General features: G+C 44.6%; 10 protein-coding genes. 3 read left to right on the forward strand and 7 right to left on the reverse strand.

Annotated elements, in window-relative coordinates:
• Window positions 1–38: 38 nt before the first annotated feature.
• The gene (locus BLQ81_RS01130; protein ID WP_092728109.1) at window positions 39–3,347 is read right to left on the reverse strand and encodes a S41 family peptidase; all 3,309 of its coding nucleotides are present in this window, start codon (window positions 3,345–3,347) and stop codon (window positions 39–41) included.
• Window positions 3,348–3,474: 127 nt separating this feature from the next.
• Here BLQ81_RS01130 and BLQ81_RS01135 point away from each other — a divergent pair, with 127 nt between their 5' ends.
• The 3 genes from BLQ81_RS01135 to glgP all read left to right on the forward strand — a co-directional run bounded on the left by BLQ81_RS01135 (window position 3,475) and on the right by glgP (window position 7,345).
• Complete coding sequence (locus BLQ81_RS01135) at window positions 3,475–5,133, forward strand: carboxylesterase/lipase family protein (RefSeq protein WP_092728110.1); 1,659 nt, start codon at window positions 3,475–3,477, stop codon at window positions 5,131–5,133.
• A gap of 97 nt (window positions 5,134–5,230) precedes the next feature.
• Window positions 5,231–5,605 (forward strand): hypothetical protein, encoded by a 375-nt coding sequence (locus tag BLQ81_RS01140; RefSeq protein ID WP_092728111.1) that lies wholly within the window; start codon window positions 5,231–5,233, stop codon window positions 5,603–5,605.
• A gap of 81 nt (window positions 5,606–5,686) precedes the next feature.
• Window positions 5,687–7,345 (forward strand): alpha-glucan family phosphorylase, encoded by a 1,659-nt coding sequence (glgP, locus tag BLQ81_RS01145; RefSeq protein WP_092728112.1) that lies wholly within the window; start codon window positions 5,687–5,689, stop codon window positions 7,343–7,345.
• Between the two features lie 126 nt (window positions 7,346–7,471).
• On the opposite strand, the gene BLQ81_RS01150 is transcribed toward glgP, so the two are convergent.
• The 6 genes from BLQ81_RS01150 to BLQ81_RS01175 all read right to left on the reverse strand — a co-directional run bounded on the left by BLQ81_RS01150 (window position 7,472) and on the right by BLQ81_RS01175 (window position 16,355).
• A complete protein-coding gene (locus BLQ81_RS01150) occupies window positions 7,472–9,145 on the reverse strand; it encodes a PQQ-dependent sugar dehydrogenase (RefSeq protein ID WP_092728113.1) in 1,674 nt (557 codons plus the stop codon).
• 361 nt (window positions 9,146–9,506) lie between these two features.
• Window positions 9,507–12,197 carry a cation-translocating P-type ATPase gene (locus BLQ81_RS01155; protein ID WP_092728114.1) on the reverse strand — a complete coding sequence of 897 codons (2,691 nt, stop codon included), beginning with the start codon at window positions 12,195–12,197 and terminating at the stop codon, window positions 9,507–9,509.
• A gap of 317 nt (window positions 12,198–12,514) precedes the next feature.
• Entirely contained in the window at window positions 12,515–14,308 is a 1,794-nt protein-coding gene (locus tag BLQ81_RS01160; protein WP_092728115.1) for an acyl-CoA dehydrogenase family protein, read from the reverse strand.
• A gap of 41 nt (window positions 14,309–14,349) precedes the next feature.
• Window positions 14,350–14,709, reverse strand: coding sequence for a four helix bundle protein (locus tag BLQ81_RS01165; protein WP_092728116.1), 360 nt, complete (start codon window positions 14,707–14,709; stop codon window positions 14,350–14,352).
• 49 nt (window positions 14,710–14,758) lie between these two features.
• Window positions 14,759–15,934 (reverse strand): thiolase family protein, encoded by a 1,176-nt coding sequence (locus BLQ81_RS01170; protein WP_092728117.1) that lies wholly within the window; start codon window positions 15,932–15,934, stop codon window positions 14,759–14,761.
• A 61-nt stretch (window positions 15,935–15,995) separates the two neighbouring features.
• Window positions 15,996–16,355, reverse strand: a complete 360-nt coding sequence (locus BLQ81_RS01175; protein WP_092728118.1) for a four helix bundle protein — start codon at window positions 16,353–16,355, stop codon at window positions 15,996–15,998.
• Window positions 16,356–16,397: the final 42 nt, after the last annotated feature.

Genomic DNA, 16,397 nt, shown 5'->3' on the forward strand with positions numbered 1-16,397 from the left:
AATTCGCAGTGGTCAGTGTCTCGACTGACCTCAACTTTTCAATTCTTACCGTTTTTAAATGACTTATCCGGATAGGCAGGCGCTTGAGGGACAGCTCTTGGATCAGCCTTGATCAATGCTTTCAAATGCTCAATCGCAGCATCAAGCTGTGCATCTTTTCCGTCAAAAGTCGCCTTTGGCATATTGATCACCTCGATATCCGGGATAAATCCCACTCCCTCAATCAGCCATTCGACGGATTCGCCTTGGTCGGTGTCCCCACCGACCAATTTCTCACCAACCACACCATACACCCCATTCATCGGCGCACGGGCCACGCCGTTATCCGTCAGTGTATTCACCCCGGAGAGCCATACTTCCCCGCCCCAAGTTCGGGCACCGATGGCTTGACCCATGTCAAGTCTTCGGAAGCCTTCGGCAAAAGCCTCTCCGTCCGAAGCGGTAAACTCATCCACAAGCAAGACCAAATGTCCTCGGAAGGCATAGGGCATATTCCAATAGGGTTCGCCCGTTCTGCTTTTCCAGTAAAAAAAGACTTCCCGCATCAGCTTTTCCAAAATAAAAGAATCGATATTTCCTCCCCGGTTTTGACGCACATCGATCACCAATCCTGACTTTTTAAACTGAGGATAAAAATCACGATACCACTGCCCTATATCGGGTGCAGTCATCGCACGAAGGTGGACGTAGCCGATTTCACCATTGGATTTTTCTTCAGCAATTAGGCGTCGGGTGTATTCCCATTCGTTGTAGCGCAGATTGGATTCTGCGGCTGAAGTCATTGGAAGGATGATCCTGTCGCCCTTGTCTGCACCGGAACTGCTTAGTACTTTGATTCGGACCTGTTTATTTGCCTTGTCCCGGAGCAAGTACAGCAAATCCGGCGCGTCCATCACGGAAACTCCGTCGATATGCGTAATCACATCGTCAATGGAGACATTCAGATCAGGATGTGAAAGCGGTGACATCTCGTCCGGATAATCCGGGTCGCTTTTAAAAATATGGTCGATGGAATATCCTCTCAGTTTTTCATTTCTGGAAAACTTCCCCCCCAACATTCCAAACTGGATCTTATCATCCCCTTCACGCAAATCTCCTCCACCCACTGAAGTATGAAGGACACTCAGTTCTCCGATCAGTTCACCCATCACGTCGGATAGTTCTCGACGGGTAGTGACCCGATCTACCAGTGGCAGGTATTTCTTATACATTGCATCCCAATCCACACCGTGCATATTGGGGTCATAGAAATAGTCCCGCTCCATTCTCCAGGCATCGGTGTAGATCTGTCTCCAGTCTTCTCGGGGATCTACCGAAAACTTCCAGCCACTCAGATTTAGCTGATTTTTGGAGAGATCGGAAACCGGTGAAGTGCCCAATTCCACCACGTAGTGGTTGTTGCCTTGGCGAAGGACAGCAAACTTGTTATTGAGTGAAGTGACAAAGCTGTTGATCTTATCGGCAAAGACTTTCTGCTCGGCCTTCTCATCAATTGGGGTCATCATTAAAGCCGGATTGTCGTCATTTGGAGCTCCTCCTCCGTAATAGATGCCCATTCCAGGACCTACTCGATGGTAATAGAGAGCCTTATCCGTCACTACTAGACTCTTGTAATTTCCCGCAGGAATCGGCACTTCGCGTACGCGCTCTATCAATCCTTCTTCATCGATCGAGACAGTCACTGGACCTTCCGCTTTTTTCTCTTCGGCTGGTTTCAATTCGTTTTTGGGCTGGAAAGGAGAAACCAATCCCTTTTTCAATCCTACTTGGTAGATCTTGATCTGTTTTTCCCAGAAGGGCTCGGGCTGACGTGTGCCCCAAGGCGAACCGATGCGTGATTCAAAATTACGGTCAGACATAAAATAAATCCACTTTCCGTCAGGACTCCATTGGGGATTCATGCTATTGGTGCGATCGGAAGTAAGAGGAATTCGCTTGCCTGTTTCGGAATTGAAAATAAAGAGCTGCATAAATGTGTTGGATGCTGCCTGTCCAAAAGCCAGCCATTTGCTGTCCGGTGACCAAGCCATTGATCCGCTTAGGTTCTCATCGCTTGCATTGGCTTTGACTTTTTTTCCGGAGGCAATTTCCTGAATCCAGAGTTCATTATTGAGGTCATAGTAGGCGAGCTTTTTCCCGTCAGGAGAAGGCAAAAGACCAAATCTCAAGGTCGTGCCATCCGAGGTAATCTTTTTTCCCTGATCCAAACCGAGTCCGGAATATTGGTGTATCTCAAACTCCCCGCTTTCATCGGAAAAGGTCAGGATGTCTTTTCCGTCAGGTGAAAAAACCGCATCCCGATAGCGAACACCATCTTTTTGACTGAGACGAAGTGATCGTCCTTGTTTTGCCGGAAAAACAAAAACCCTTCCCCGTGCAGTCAAAGCGACCTTTTCTCCGTCATCGCTTACCGAGATCGTGCTGATATAATTCGCAGGATTGTCGATCCAATATTCCCGCAATTGATCAAAATCAGAAGTAAGGCTGATCGCCAGCTTTTTGTCCTGACCATTTGAAAGCTCATGGAGGTACAAATCCGCACCGGAACGGTAAACCAGATTATTCCCGTGAATGGATACTTCCCGCACGTCATAGCTCGACTGCTTGGTGTGTTGCTTCAGATCCGAGCCGTTTTCATTCATGGACCAGACATTTTGAATGCCATCCCGGGAGGAAAGGAAATAAACCCTCCCATTATGGTAAATGGGATGATGGTCTTCCCCTTTGTATTCGTTGGTGAGTTTTACCGCTTCCGCTTGGCCGGAAGTATATTTCCAAAGCTGACGGGCCGTGCCCCCTTCATAGCGTTTAGTGACATTATTGTGAAATGTCGGACGGACAAAAAAGTAGGTATCCCCGGAAGCATTGAAACTTCCCTCAGCCGCCATGTCAAGCGGTACAATTGATTTGGATCCATTTTCAATATTTATCACTACCGTATTTAGGCGTGGCAGCGTGGAATATTGATTGGTCACATAGGCGACTTCACTGGCCGATTTCCAGGCGGTCGGGATCGAAGCGGCAGGCTCGTAGGTCAGCCTGCGAGGCAAGCCACCCGAAATCGGAATCAAATAGACTTCGGTAGGACCTTCATAAGTTGCTGCATAAGCAACCCATTTACCATCAGGGGAAATTTTTGGAGAGCTTTCTTCGCCCGCATGCGTGGTCAGACGGATAGCTTCGCCTCCATTGAGGGAAGTCTTCCACAAGTCACCTTCCGCCACAAAAACCACTGTATTTTCATGAATATCCGGATACATGAAGTAGCCTGGTTTTTCCTGAGAAAAGCCAAATGCGATTAATCCAAAGGAAGCCAACCCTGTCAGCATCCATTTTTTAAGTACCATAAGTATCTGCGGTTAACCGTTTAAAATTCAATCGGAAGCTCAAAATAAAAAATAATCTTCGGATTAGGATTAATACAGCTATTTACACAAATTGAGACAATAGAAGTTGACTCTAAACCTAAAATCAATGAAAAATAACCGACGCGATTTTTTACAAAAAATCGGATTGGGAACTGCGGGACTTACAGCTGTCCCATTTATAGCAAACGCAAGCCCGCTGCCCACACAAAAAACTGAAGTTGAGGATGAACAATTCCTTCAGATGGGCGATGACATTGCCATAGCCCAAACTTCCTATGGAAAAATCCAAGGCTACATCCTCAATGGAATTTATACTTACCTGGGAGTTCCCTACGGTGCAGACACTGCCGGGAAAAACCGATTTATGCCTCCCCAAAAACCTGCTCCATGGAAAGATATCAAGCCAACGCTTTGGTGGGGAAATACTGCACCACAAAATATGGATCGCCGCTATGCAAATCCGCATGCCTCCTTTGCGGACCACTGGAATTATGATGATGTCTCCGAAGACTGTCTCAAACTGAATGTCTGGACACCTGCGCTAGCGGACGGCAAAAAGCGTCCGGTGATGGTTTGGCTGCACGGAGGGGGATTTACCAATGGAAATGCAATCGAGCAAGACGGTTATCACGGAGAAAACTTCTCCAGAAAGGGTGATGTGGTTTTTGTGTCCATCAATCACCGCCTCGGACCGATTGGCTTTACCGATTTGTCAGGAGTAGGAGGGGCCAAGTACGCTTCCTCCGGCAATGTCAGTCAGCTCGACATTATCGCTTCTCTGGAGTGGGTTCGGGATAATATCGCCAACTTCGGAGGTGATCCGGGCAATGTCACCATCATGGGTCAATCCGGCGGAGGTGCAAAAGTAACCTGCACGATGGCCATGCCTGCATCCAAAGGACTGGTGCACAAAGGAGTCGCTCTGAGCGGATCCATGCTCAAGGCCAATGACCAGGACTACAGCAGAAAACTGGGACAATTTGTGTTGGAAGCAGCAGGATTACAGCCAAACGAGGTCGATAAACTTCAGGAAATCCCCTGGAGAGAGTACATCGACATCGGCGGAAAAGCTATGGATCGCATGCGAAAGGAAAATCCGCTACCCGGATTCCGGGGAGGGTTTGGCCCGGTGGCGGATGGAGTAAATGTGCCACAGGGCGAGTTTTTCAGCAATCCAAACGACCATACAGCAGACATTCCCTTAATGATTTGCACCACCTTTCATGAGTGGGGTGCCACCCGTACCAATCCAAAACTCGAATCTGCGGGAGAAGCGGAAATTATCGAAGCTATGAAGCAACGGTTTGGTGACAAATCCCCTGAAGTCTACCAAGCTTATGCCACAAACTTCCCAGGCAAAAAACCAGCGGAAATCATGACTCTTGCTGCATCCAACCGTGCAAATGCAGTGGCTTGTGGTGTTGCCAAAGCCAAACAAAAAGGGCCTGTTTACATGGCCTGGTTTGGCTGGGAGCCTAATCTGTACAATGGCCGAATGCGGGCTTTTCACTGCATTGACATTTGCTTTTGGTTTGACAACACCGACCGCATGTACACACATACTGGAGGAGGCAAGCGTCCCCGAGCTCTTTCCGAGAAAATGTCAGCCTCACTTTTGTCATTTATGAGAACCGGAAATCCAACTACAGGAGCACTTCCCGATTGGCCGAAATTCACCGCTCAAAATGGGGAAACTATGGTGCTAAATGACGTGAGCGAAGTGAAAAATGATCCGGATCGGAACGCGCGAAAAGTTTTAGCATAAAATCTAAACGATAACCTCTTAGCAATTTATTCGTTTGGAGTTTGGAATAGTCAGGGAGCTTTAGCTTTTTGACTATTCTATTTCAAACCCTGTTTATATGATTCGTAAAAAACACCTTCCATCCATTGCTCTTGGATTTGTAGTTGGCACTCTTGGCTATTGGACTGCTGATTTTTCTGAGGATGGTGAATTTGCCAGGGTCATCTATTTTTATTTGGGACCTGGAGCTTTCATTTGTGCCGTTATTGCATTTTCGCTTCTAAAAAGATCCCCCGGATTTATCGCATTGATGGTTAGCTTGGGCGTTTTCCTTGGTATGCTTTCCAAGATTTTCTATGACATTCTGCGAGACTCTTCTTCTCATGATATGTTACCATTTGAGCTACTATTGGGTTTGGTTATCGTTTTGCCAGCTGCCTTTTTTGGTTCTTTTTTGGTTTGGGGAATATTTAAGATTGCCGGAAAAGATTAACTTCTTTGAAGTTCATTTTAAATATTTGATGAAACTTTTTTGAGCAATTCATTTAACTTATCGCTCTCAAAATTTAAAACTATGACCACTTTTATAAACTATAAAGTTCCTTACGCGCTTTCCCCGGCATATTCTAAATCCGTGGCTTATTTCTCGATGGAATTTGCCATTCACCAACCCTTAAAAATCTACAGTGGGGGCTTGGGTTTTCTTTCTGGTTCTCATTTGCGAAGCGCTTATGAACTCAAACAAAACCTGATAGGAATCGGCATACTGTGGAAGTACGGCTATTACGATCAGGGTCGAAATCAAGATCAGACCCTGAAACCTGAGTGGTACGAAAAAACCTATAGCTTTTTGGAAGATACAGGGATCAAATTTACCGTTCCTGTTCATGATCAGCCGGTTTGGGTAAAAGCATGGTACCTTCCTCCGACGACTTTCAACAGTGCTCCACTTTTCCTGTTAAGCACTGACCTACCTGAAAATGACTACCTAAGCCAAACCATTACGCATCGATTATATGATGCAGACACGGCGGCCAAAATCGCCCAAATGATGATACTTGGACTGGGTGGTGCTAGGCTGATTGATGAGCTCAACTTCAATCCGGATGTCTATCACCTAAATGAGGCTCATGCGGTAAGTAGTGTTTTCTATCTGATGAAGAAATTTGGAAGCAAAGCCGAAGTTCAGAAACGACTAGTCTTCACGACTCATACTCCCGAGGAAGCCGGAAATGAAAAACACGACTTCTATCTCTGTGATAAAATGAGCTATTTCTTCGGACACTCTATTGCTGAAGTACGCCTTTTGACCGGAATAAATGGCGATCAGTTCAATCACAGCTTGGCCGCATTGCGATTTGCCCGAAAGGCCAATGGGGTAAGTAAGCTTCACGGAGAAGTGAGTCGAAAAATGTGGGGACATTACCCTAACATCCCCAAAATTCAGTCCATCACTAATGCTCAAAACTGGAATTACTGGGCGGACAAGCAGCTTTTCAGATTTATGGAAGAAGCGGATAACAATGCTTTTGACGACCGCAAAAGATTCTTAAAAAAACGGGCCTTTGAAATTGTTGCCGATCAAACCGGAAAATTGCTTGATCCGGATATCCTGACTATCGTCTGGGCTAGAAGATTTGCAGCATACAAACGGCCCGAGATGATCACCCGGGATCTGCGGAGGTTTGATGCGCTTATGCGAAATGCCGACCGACCTGTTCAAATCATCTGGGCAGGAAAACCCTATCCCATGGACTATGGCGCGATCAGCGTTTTCAATCAATTGGTTCATTTGAGTAAAAATTACAAAAATGTAGCCGTCTGCGTGGATTACGAGCTAACGCTGAGCAAACGACTCAAGCAAGCCTCTGACGTCTGGCTTAACAATCCCCGAGTGCCTCGGGAAGCCTCTGGTACCAGCGGTATGACGGCATCTATGAACGGAGCAATTAACTTCAGTACCTATGACGGTTGGATTTGCGAATTTGCAAGACATGGTGAGAATTGTTTTATCATCCCAGAGGTCGACTATCACAACCTGAGCATTCAAGATCAGGATCAGGAAGATCTGGACCACATGTTCGACATCCTCGAAAATCAGATCATCCCGATGTATTATGACAATAAGCGAAAGTGGAGAGATATGGTACAGGCCGGCATGCACGATGTACGCGTTGAATTCGAAAGCAATCGAATGGCAAAAGAGTACTATGAATTGATGTATTCAGAATAAAACATCCTCAATCAAAACAAAAAGTCCGGATTGATCATTCGGACTTTTTTTTTAGCAATCTATGAAATGAAATTCTTAGTAACACCTGTCAGGTTTTGAAAACCTGACAGGTGTGTTTTGCAACACTCAGTTAGTCTTTACCTTATAAATTTTCCCCTCCGTCTTACTCATGATGTAGACATTTCGATCTGCATCGATCCCAAATTTCAAATCCACCCGATCGTGATTGACTAAGGTCTGCATGGAAGCTTCCTTGCCCTCAAAAATGATCCCCCATGTCTGGACTTTAGGTTGAGGCTTTTCACCCAAATCTGCAAAAAAGAGCCTTCCTGAGGGTATGTCGCCGAAAACAAACTTCCCTTTCAAAGGTCCGTCAGGAATCGTGTATCCTCCTATTATCGCCACCGTTTCGTCGTGTTCCAACTGAATAAGGGGATAAATGATTCCAAACTTTTTATCATCCGCGGGAAGGGGATATAGAGTTCTGAAACTTCCAAAAGGATTGATGGTGAAGGTGCCCTCCCGCACCGGCCAACCATAGAATTTACCTTCTTCTATACGGTTGATTTCTTCAATGCTGTGCTGTCCTATATCTGTCGCATGGAGATTTCCGGTTGCGTCCCAAAACACCCGATTGGGGTTTCTGAAACCGTAGGCTATGATTTCTCCTGCTTTGTCTGGAATTCCGGCAAAAGGATTGATTTTTGGAATTCCGTATTTTCCATTCGCCCCATCCTTTCCGGCAGGATCAATCCTTAAAATACTGCTGTAAATTCCTGCCCCTTTATGGTTGGAGATTGCGGCAAAACGTTTTTCGGCAGTTCCTCCATCTCCATAGCCTATATAAAGTAATCCAAAATCAGGGTCCCCTTTTTTGGAATTTGGGTTGAAGGTAAGTTCCTGCATGCCGTGAGCTTGAGATGCATTGTCAATTCGCAGGATCTCACGGTCTGTCCCTTTAAATACTGAGGCGGTGGGATTTTCGGCTTTCCATTCGGTGACCACCCATTGCATAAACACACTCAGGCTGTCGGTAAACCCAAAATCGGATTTTTGTGTACCACCGGGCTCGGTGTGGGCCGTATAAAACAAGCCGTTGGTTTGAAATTCAGGATGGAAGGCAAAGCTTCCAACTCCTGTCGCCCAACCCGGCTTGCTGACCATATCCGGACGGGCATTTACTACAGATAAATACAAGACTGGGTTTTGGTCTACTAATTCATAGAGTCCGATCCTTTGATCGTTGATCATCAAGCGCTGCGTACCCGGAATCGCTTCCATTTTGGTCATTTTAGCCAAAGGAGAAACTCTATCAGAAGCCGGCAATTGCGCAAAAAACTCCAATCTCAGGCGAATACCGGAATCTTGGATTTTCTCAGGAATTAAGTTGGAGGTCGTATCGCCGACGATTTCAAGTGGCAGGGTCTCAAAGGTGTGAAGGTAGCTAAGAATTGCATCCAGATCCTGTTCAGTCAAATCCGGAAATCCTGGCATTTGGCTTTTAAATTTTGCCAGTAACTCCAGCGCCCTTTGATCTTTCGCTTCGATGGATTTTGAGGGATTCTTAATAAACTCCTTGATCCATTCCGTTTCGATTTGGCGGGTAAGTCCACTCAGATTGGGCCCTATAGCATCCTCGTTGAAATTGTGACAGGTGGAGCAATGCTTTTCAAAAAGGGCTTTTCCTATCAAAATTTGATTGGTATCGGTAGATATTTCTCCTCCAAATTCTTGTTTCTCCGGTGTACAGGAGAAAATCAAAAAAAAACAAACACTCGAAACAAACAGGGCATTTTTCATCGATATCAAATTGGGCTTTGTGTGGATTGTGAAAAACTTAATCGGAAGGAATTTCGCAAAGTTTATAAACATTCCAGTGTGTGACGATTGAGTCGAGCCAGTCTGCCTGAGGCAGACTGGCTCGATTTCACCGATACTAAATTGGTGTTTTCATTTTCACAGAAAAACACCCTGAGGAATTCTTTAATGAATTTTTGCGGAATCCATTTCATAAGTCGAAAGTGGCTTCGCACCCGTCACAAAAAATTTAGCCCGCTATTATCCTCAATTGCTACTCAATCCTTACCCGGCAACAATAATCATTGACCATACTTCAGCAAAAGGAATTTTGTACCGGTTATTCTATTCCAATTGTGGAAAATCATTTTTCAGACTCACTTTTACGATTAGTGTACAGCTTGAAAAGCTCCATTACAATCAGGATTGGTATCGCCAAAAGGATCACATAAAACCATTCTTGGAGTGTTATTGGTCCAATCTTTAATGCCTTTTGCATAAAAGGTATATGCATACTTAAGATATGAATCCCTTGCGCTGCAATCACTCCGATCACAAGAATCCAGTTTCTTTTTAATGGGATTTTAAAGATGGAAGTGGTTTCTGATCGGGAATTGAATGCATGGAAATTCTGCATGAAAACCATTAGCAATAGGGCTAAATCACGCGCATGATATTCGCTCATTTTTTGAATTTCGATGAGCCAATACCAAAAGCCAAAAACAATAACTCCGATAGTAATGCTGGCTACTAGCGTCTGATTGATCATTACCGAGTTAAAGATAGTCTCGGAGGGTTTTCTCGGCCTTTTCTTCATTGCCCCTGGCTCCCCTCCCTCAAATGCCAGGGCCACGTCTTGTATTCCATTGGTGACAAGATTTAACCAAAGGAGCTGAACAGCCAAGAAGGGAAGCGGTAAGCCGAACAGAATCGCAAGTAGAACTAAAAGCACTAAAGCTCCACCCGTAGAAATAAGTAGGAAAATCACCTTCCGGACATTGTCATAGGCAAACCTTCCTTCTTCAACACCTGCAACAATGGAGCTGAAGTTGTCATCGGTGACTATCATTGATCCCACCTCTTTGGCCACATCCGTACCACTTCCCATCGCCACGCCGATATTCGCCCGCTTGAGGGCCGGTGCATCGTTGACACCATCTCCCGTCACTGCCACAAACTCCCCTGCTTTGATCAAAACATCCACAATTTCCAATTTTTGGATCGGGCTCACCCGAGCAAAAACACTGGAATTGATAACCAATTTGTGGTACGCTTCGGATTCAGTAGAACCTGCATCAAGGAGCATTTGACCAGTAACAACCTGCCTTCCGTCTACAGCAATACCTAGTTCTTTTGAAATATTCAAGGCAGTGGCGGGATGGTCTCCGGTAATCATTAATACTTTGATACCTGCCTGTTTGCATTTTTTGATGGATTCTTTGGCTTCTGATCTTAATGGATCGATAAAACAAACCATTCCCAAAAAATGCAGTTTTGGAATATCCTCCTCAGAATAAGTATCCTTTTTTTCAAAGGTTAGTGACACTCCTTCAGCAAAAGCCAATACTCTATAGCCTTTTGAGGCATAATTTTCTGCTTCTTTTACTTTCTGATCAATGAATTCTTGATCACAATGACAAAATCCCAGTATCGTTTCTAAAGCTCCTTTGGCTCCAAATCTGATTTCATCCTCCAGGGTATAAAAAGCTCCGGAGAATTTTCTTTCGGATTCATAGGGAATGATTCCTCCTGTGTGATAGGACTGCTTCATTTCCTCCGGATCCCTGCCATGTTTAAATCCCAAGCCCAAAAGGGCTACATCCATTGCGTCCCCGTGATGAATCCAATCCGAGCCTTCTTTTCTCAAACCTCCCTCATTGGCCATAATCCCAACTCTGACCAATGCCTCTAAGGCTTGAGGATCATCCTTTTCATAATTTTCCGCTTCTATCGCACCTTCGCCATTGTATCCTTCTCCAAGAACAGAATACCTATTCCCGTTGTCCAAGAGGATTTTTTTTGCGGTCTGCTGATTGACGGTAAGTGTTCCTGTCTTATCACTTGCGATAATGGTGCAACTCCCGAGGGCTTCCACCGCATTGAGTCTTCTGACGATCACGTTTCTCTTAGCCATCCTTCTTGTTGCAATGGATAAGGCAACTGTAAGTGCAACCGGAAGACCTTCAGGAATGGCTGAAACGGCCAAGGCCACTACAAAAAAGAATATTGAAGCCCAATCCATCCCCTGCCAGTTCAGTATAAAAGCTATAATGAAACTCAAGCCCACGATGAAAAAAGTAATCTGCTTGATAAACTTCTCCATCCTAAGGATGAGCGGAGGTTTGGCAGAAGTTCCCTTTGCTACATTTTGAGCTATTTTTCCTACTTGCGTGGATATTCCTGTTTCAACCACTACTCCCTTACCCCGGCCGGAGAGTACTGTTGCTCCGGCAAAAGCCATATTAATTCGGTCAGGGACAGTGATTTCCAGTTCAAGATTTCCAGTTTTCTTTTTTGAAGCAAGCGATTCCCCAGTCAGAAAACTTTCATCTATTTCCAATACTGAAGCTTCCCAAAGCCGGATATCCGCAGGCACTTTCATTCCTGACTCCAGGTAAACCAAATCACCCGGAACGAGATCTTCAGAGCTGACCGTTTTTATCTGTCCGCTTCTATGGACTTTGGCTTGGATTTTCATCAGTTGTTGAAGGGCTTGAGCACTTTTTTCGGCATTGTATTCCTGATAAGTCCCCAATCCTGTATTGATCAGTATCACCAATAAAATGAAAATAGCATCCTCTCCTTCTCCGATAAGTATCGATACCAAAGCCGCCAAAACCAAGATAAAAATCAAGGGATTCATGACTTGATGGAGAATGATCCGTGAAAGTGTTGTTTTGGAAGATTCCGGTAACTTGTTGGGGCCAAATTGACTTAATCGGGCTGAGGATTCTTCATTGGTAAGTCCCTTACCCGAAGTATCTAATAAGGAATAAATACTTTCCCAGGAGAGCGAATGCCAAGCTGCTTCTTGTTTTAATTTTTGAATATCCATAGTTGAAGTAGTATCTTAAAATATCAAAAATTAGAATGCCCCGATTTTCAAATCGAAAGCTTTGAATCGGTAAAGTATAAAATATGCTTCCTAAAAAATATGACTTTTGCCCGCAATTGAAAAATCAGAAACAAACTATCTGATAACAAACCTCAGAGTGTTGCGTTTTTTCGCCCTGTATAAAAATCTTAGAGAACGGGCATCAGCTTAGTAGATTCATGTCCTTTTCTGCGAAGTGCTGTGGGGAAATTAGATGGCCTTTTATAAAAAAAGTCCCCGATCAGATCGGGGACTTCAATACTAAATCAATTATTGAATTAAAAAGGATACTTCCCTTCAGAAATCATGTAATCGGCTATTTGTCTTCTCAGCTCTTTGGTATTGACCAAATCAGCTTTCGTATATCGCTTTAAGCCCATCAACATCACTTTTTGCTCATCACCCTTTGTGAAAGAGGCTATCGCTTCCTTAGCTGCGTCGTTAATTTTATTCACCGCCTCAGAAAGGTAAACTTGGGACATCGCAATCTGATTAGCACAAGCGGCTTCTCCTTGGATACTCACCAGTTTTTCTGATCGAAGAATTGCCGATTCAGCTGCGTAAATTTCGATCATCAGATCCGCCAGGTTCATCATGATCTCCTGCTCGTCTTCGATACGATCCTGCAAGGCCATAGCAGCTTTACCACCAACCATCAAAAACACTTTCTTTAAGTTTTTCAGTACGACTTTTTCGGCAGCAAAAAGCTCCGAGGTATCAATAGTCTCAAAAGAAGGAACAGAGGTCAATTCAGCTGAAACAGCCATTGCCGGTTCGAATAGATTAACCTCACCCTTCATGGCACGCTTCAAAAGCATGCCGACCATGAGCATTCTGTTGATCTCATTGGTACCTTCGTAGATTCGGGCGATTCGGGCATCCCTGTAGGCTCTTTCCATCGGAGCTTCTGCGGAATAGCCCATCCCACCATAGACTTGGACACCTTGGTCAACCACATAATCCAGGACTTCTGAACCATGAATTTTTGCAATTGCACATTCCATTGCAAATGCTTCCACACCTTTGAGCTTGGCCTCCGTATCATCCATTCCTTCCGAAATCAAGGCATTGATTCGATCCTCAATGTCCTGGCCTGCGCGATAGCAAAGTGATTCGGATACATAGGTTCTGATCGCCATTTCGGCCAATTTGGATTTGATGGCTCCAAAGGTATTGATGCTTACTCCAAACTGCTTACGGGCCGTAGAATAGTCTATGCAAAGCGAAATGACTCCTCTCACACCACCCAAAACTCCGGCACCGAGTTTGACACGGCCGATATTCAGGATGTTTACAGCGATCTTGAATCCGTTTTGACGGTCAGAAAGCATATTTTCCGCAGGTACAGGGCAATCGTTGAAAAACACCTGACGGGTGGAAGAACCTTTGATTCCCATCTTTTTCTCTTCCTCATTCATGGTGATACCACCGAAAGTTTTTTCGACGATAAAAGCAGTGAGGTTTTTATCGTCTTCGATTTTGGCAAAAACAATGAAGAGGTCAGCAAAACCTGCGTTGGAAATCCACATTTTCTGCCCGTTGATGAGATAGGTTTTCCCGTCGGCTGAAAGGGTTGCTTTGGTCTTACCGCTGTTGGCATCCGATCCTGCATCCGGTTCGGTGAGGCAATAGCAGGCAGCCCACTCACCTGTGGCAAGCTTGGGGAGATATTTTTGCTTTTGCTCCTCAGTACCGTAGTATAAAATCGGCAAAGTGCCGATCCCGGTATGAGCCCCATAGGTCGTGGAAAAAGAACCAGCCGAACCGATAATATCGGCAATCAACATGGAAGTATTGAAACTCATGCCCATTCCTCCGTATTCTTCAGGAACTGCAATTCCCAAAAGCCCGAGTTCACCGGCTTTCTTGAAAATGGAAGGAACTAAGTCCGGATTCTTCATGCTGTCGATTTCTTCGATATTTGGAGTAATCTCCGTATCGATGAAATCCTGACAGGCTTGAGCCATCATTTTTTGCTCTTCTGTAAACTGCTCAGGGATAAAAATATCCTGTGCCGATGTCTCCCTGACAAGGAATTCACCTCCTTGGATTGCTTTTGTAAGTGTTGCCATTATAAATAGACGTTAGATTTTAGATATAAGATTTAAGATGACTAGGACTTAGATTCAAACTTTTGAATCAAGGCAAAAAGCATTTTTTGAATTTCTGTTAATTCGGAAGTGATGGCTTCAATCGCTTCAAAAGAGCTGAACTCTAATTCCACGCTGACATATAGTTGAGATTCTAACTCGCAAATAGACCCATGTGCAACTCCAAGAAAGTGAACGAATTCATTGTTTGTTCTTCGTCCACCGCCTTCAGCAATGTTAGATGGAACTGAAACCGAAGCCCTTCTCATTTGAGAAATTAAACCAAAGCGCTCCTCATTAGGGAAAGTTGACGTAAGCTTATATACTGATGCGCAAAGCTTTATTGATCTTTTCCAAACATTCAGTTCTTTATAGTTATGCATAGTGTTTGATTTAAAGTGTCTAAATACTTATGTCTTACGTCTTAAGTCTCTATTTCAACAACTCATAAACCCCAGCCACTCCCTGACCGCCGCCTACGCAGGCAGTCACCAAGCCATATTTTTTATTTTGGCGTCGCAGTTCGTTGAAAATCTGAACAGAAAGCTTTGCTCCGGTACATCCAAGCGGGTGTCCAAGTGCTACTGCGCCACCATTCACATTGACAATGTCAGGATTCATGTCCAGCGACTTCATCACTGCCAATCCTTGCGCGGCAAAAGCCTCATTTAACTCCACCAAATCGATGTCATTTAAGGTTAATCCTGCCTGCTTCAAAGCTTTAGGAACCGCCTCTTTTGGCCCGATTCCCATGATTCTTGGGTCTACGCCCGCAACACTGTAGGACATCATTCTGGCTATCGGATCCAATCCAAGAGACTTCATTAATCGCTCAGACATCACTACCACGAAAGACGCTCCATCCGAAGTCTGGGAAGAATTACCCGCTGTCACCTGACCGCCATTTTTGAAGGCTGGCTTCAATGCTGCCAGGGCTTCCAGAGTAGTACCAGCTCGCGGGCCTTCATCCGTATCGACAGTGAACTTTCGGGTTTTCTTTTTCCCTTTTTCATCCAGGTACGTTTCTTCTACTTCCACAGGAACGATTTCGTCCCTGAACTTACCGCTTGCAATTGCAGCTAGGGCTTTCTCATGTGATCGCACAGAAAAAGCGTCAGCTTCCTCCCGGGTAATGCTATACTCGCGCGCCAATTCCTCCGCTGTCAAACCCATACTGATGTAGTAGGAAGGATGTTGCGTTGCGATTTTATAATTAAGGGCAGTTTTATAGCCCATCATCGGTACCAAAGACATGGATTCTGTCCCACCGGCGATGATGCAATCTGCCATTCCGGCTTTGATTTTGCCTACTGCCAAAGCGATCGCCTCCAAACCTGAACCGCAGTAGCGATTGATGATAAATCCAGGAGTTTCGATTCCAAGAGCCAAAAGTGAAATCATCCGACCCATTTGCATTCCTTGTTCGGCTTCCGGCACTGCATTTCCGACGATGAGATCATCCACCATTTTTGTCTCCAAACCGGGCGTATTTGCCACCAAATGTTTGATTACATCTGCTGCCAAATCATCCGGACGGTAAAATCTAAATCCGCCTCTTTTTGACTTTCCTACTGCTGATCTATATCCGTTTATTATGTATGCTTCCATTATTTTTGAGTATTAGTTATTGGGTTATTGAATGAGAGTATCAAGTAGTTGGTATCAAGTATCAAGATTTGGCCTCGATAGAAGTTTTTAGTCCTATTATCATACGTTGTACTTCAGAAAGGTCTGACTCCATTTCTTTCGCAGTTTCAGAATCAAGAATGCTCACCCTTTCAGAGATTATCAATTGAGTTTCCAATTCAAAGCTCTCGCCTAAACTCACTTCAAGAGAATTGACAAATGATTTTGAGGACGTTCTTGCACAACCTTCAGCTATGTTTGAAGGAATTGAAACGCCAGCTCTTCTCATTTGTGAAACGAGCCCGAACTTTTCATCATTCGGATAGGCTCTAGTGACAGAATAAATTTTAACCGCGAAATCAACAGCTTTCTGCCATACTTTTAAGTCTTTGAAATTGTGCATAACCTGTAGGTTTAAAATCTTGATACTTATGTCTTGATACTT

The organism is Algoriphagus alkaliphilus (assembly GCF_900103735.1).
GTDB lineage: Bacteria > Bacteroidota > Bacteroidia > Cytophagales > Cyclobacteriaceae > Algoriphagus > Algoriphagus alkaliphilus.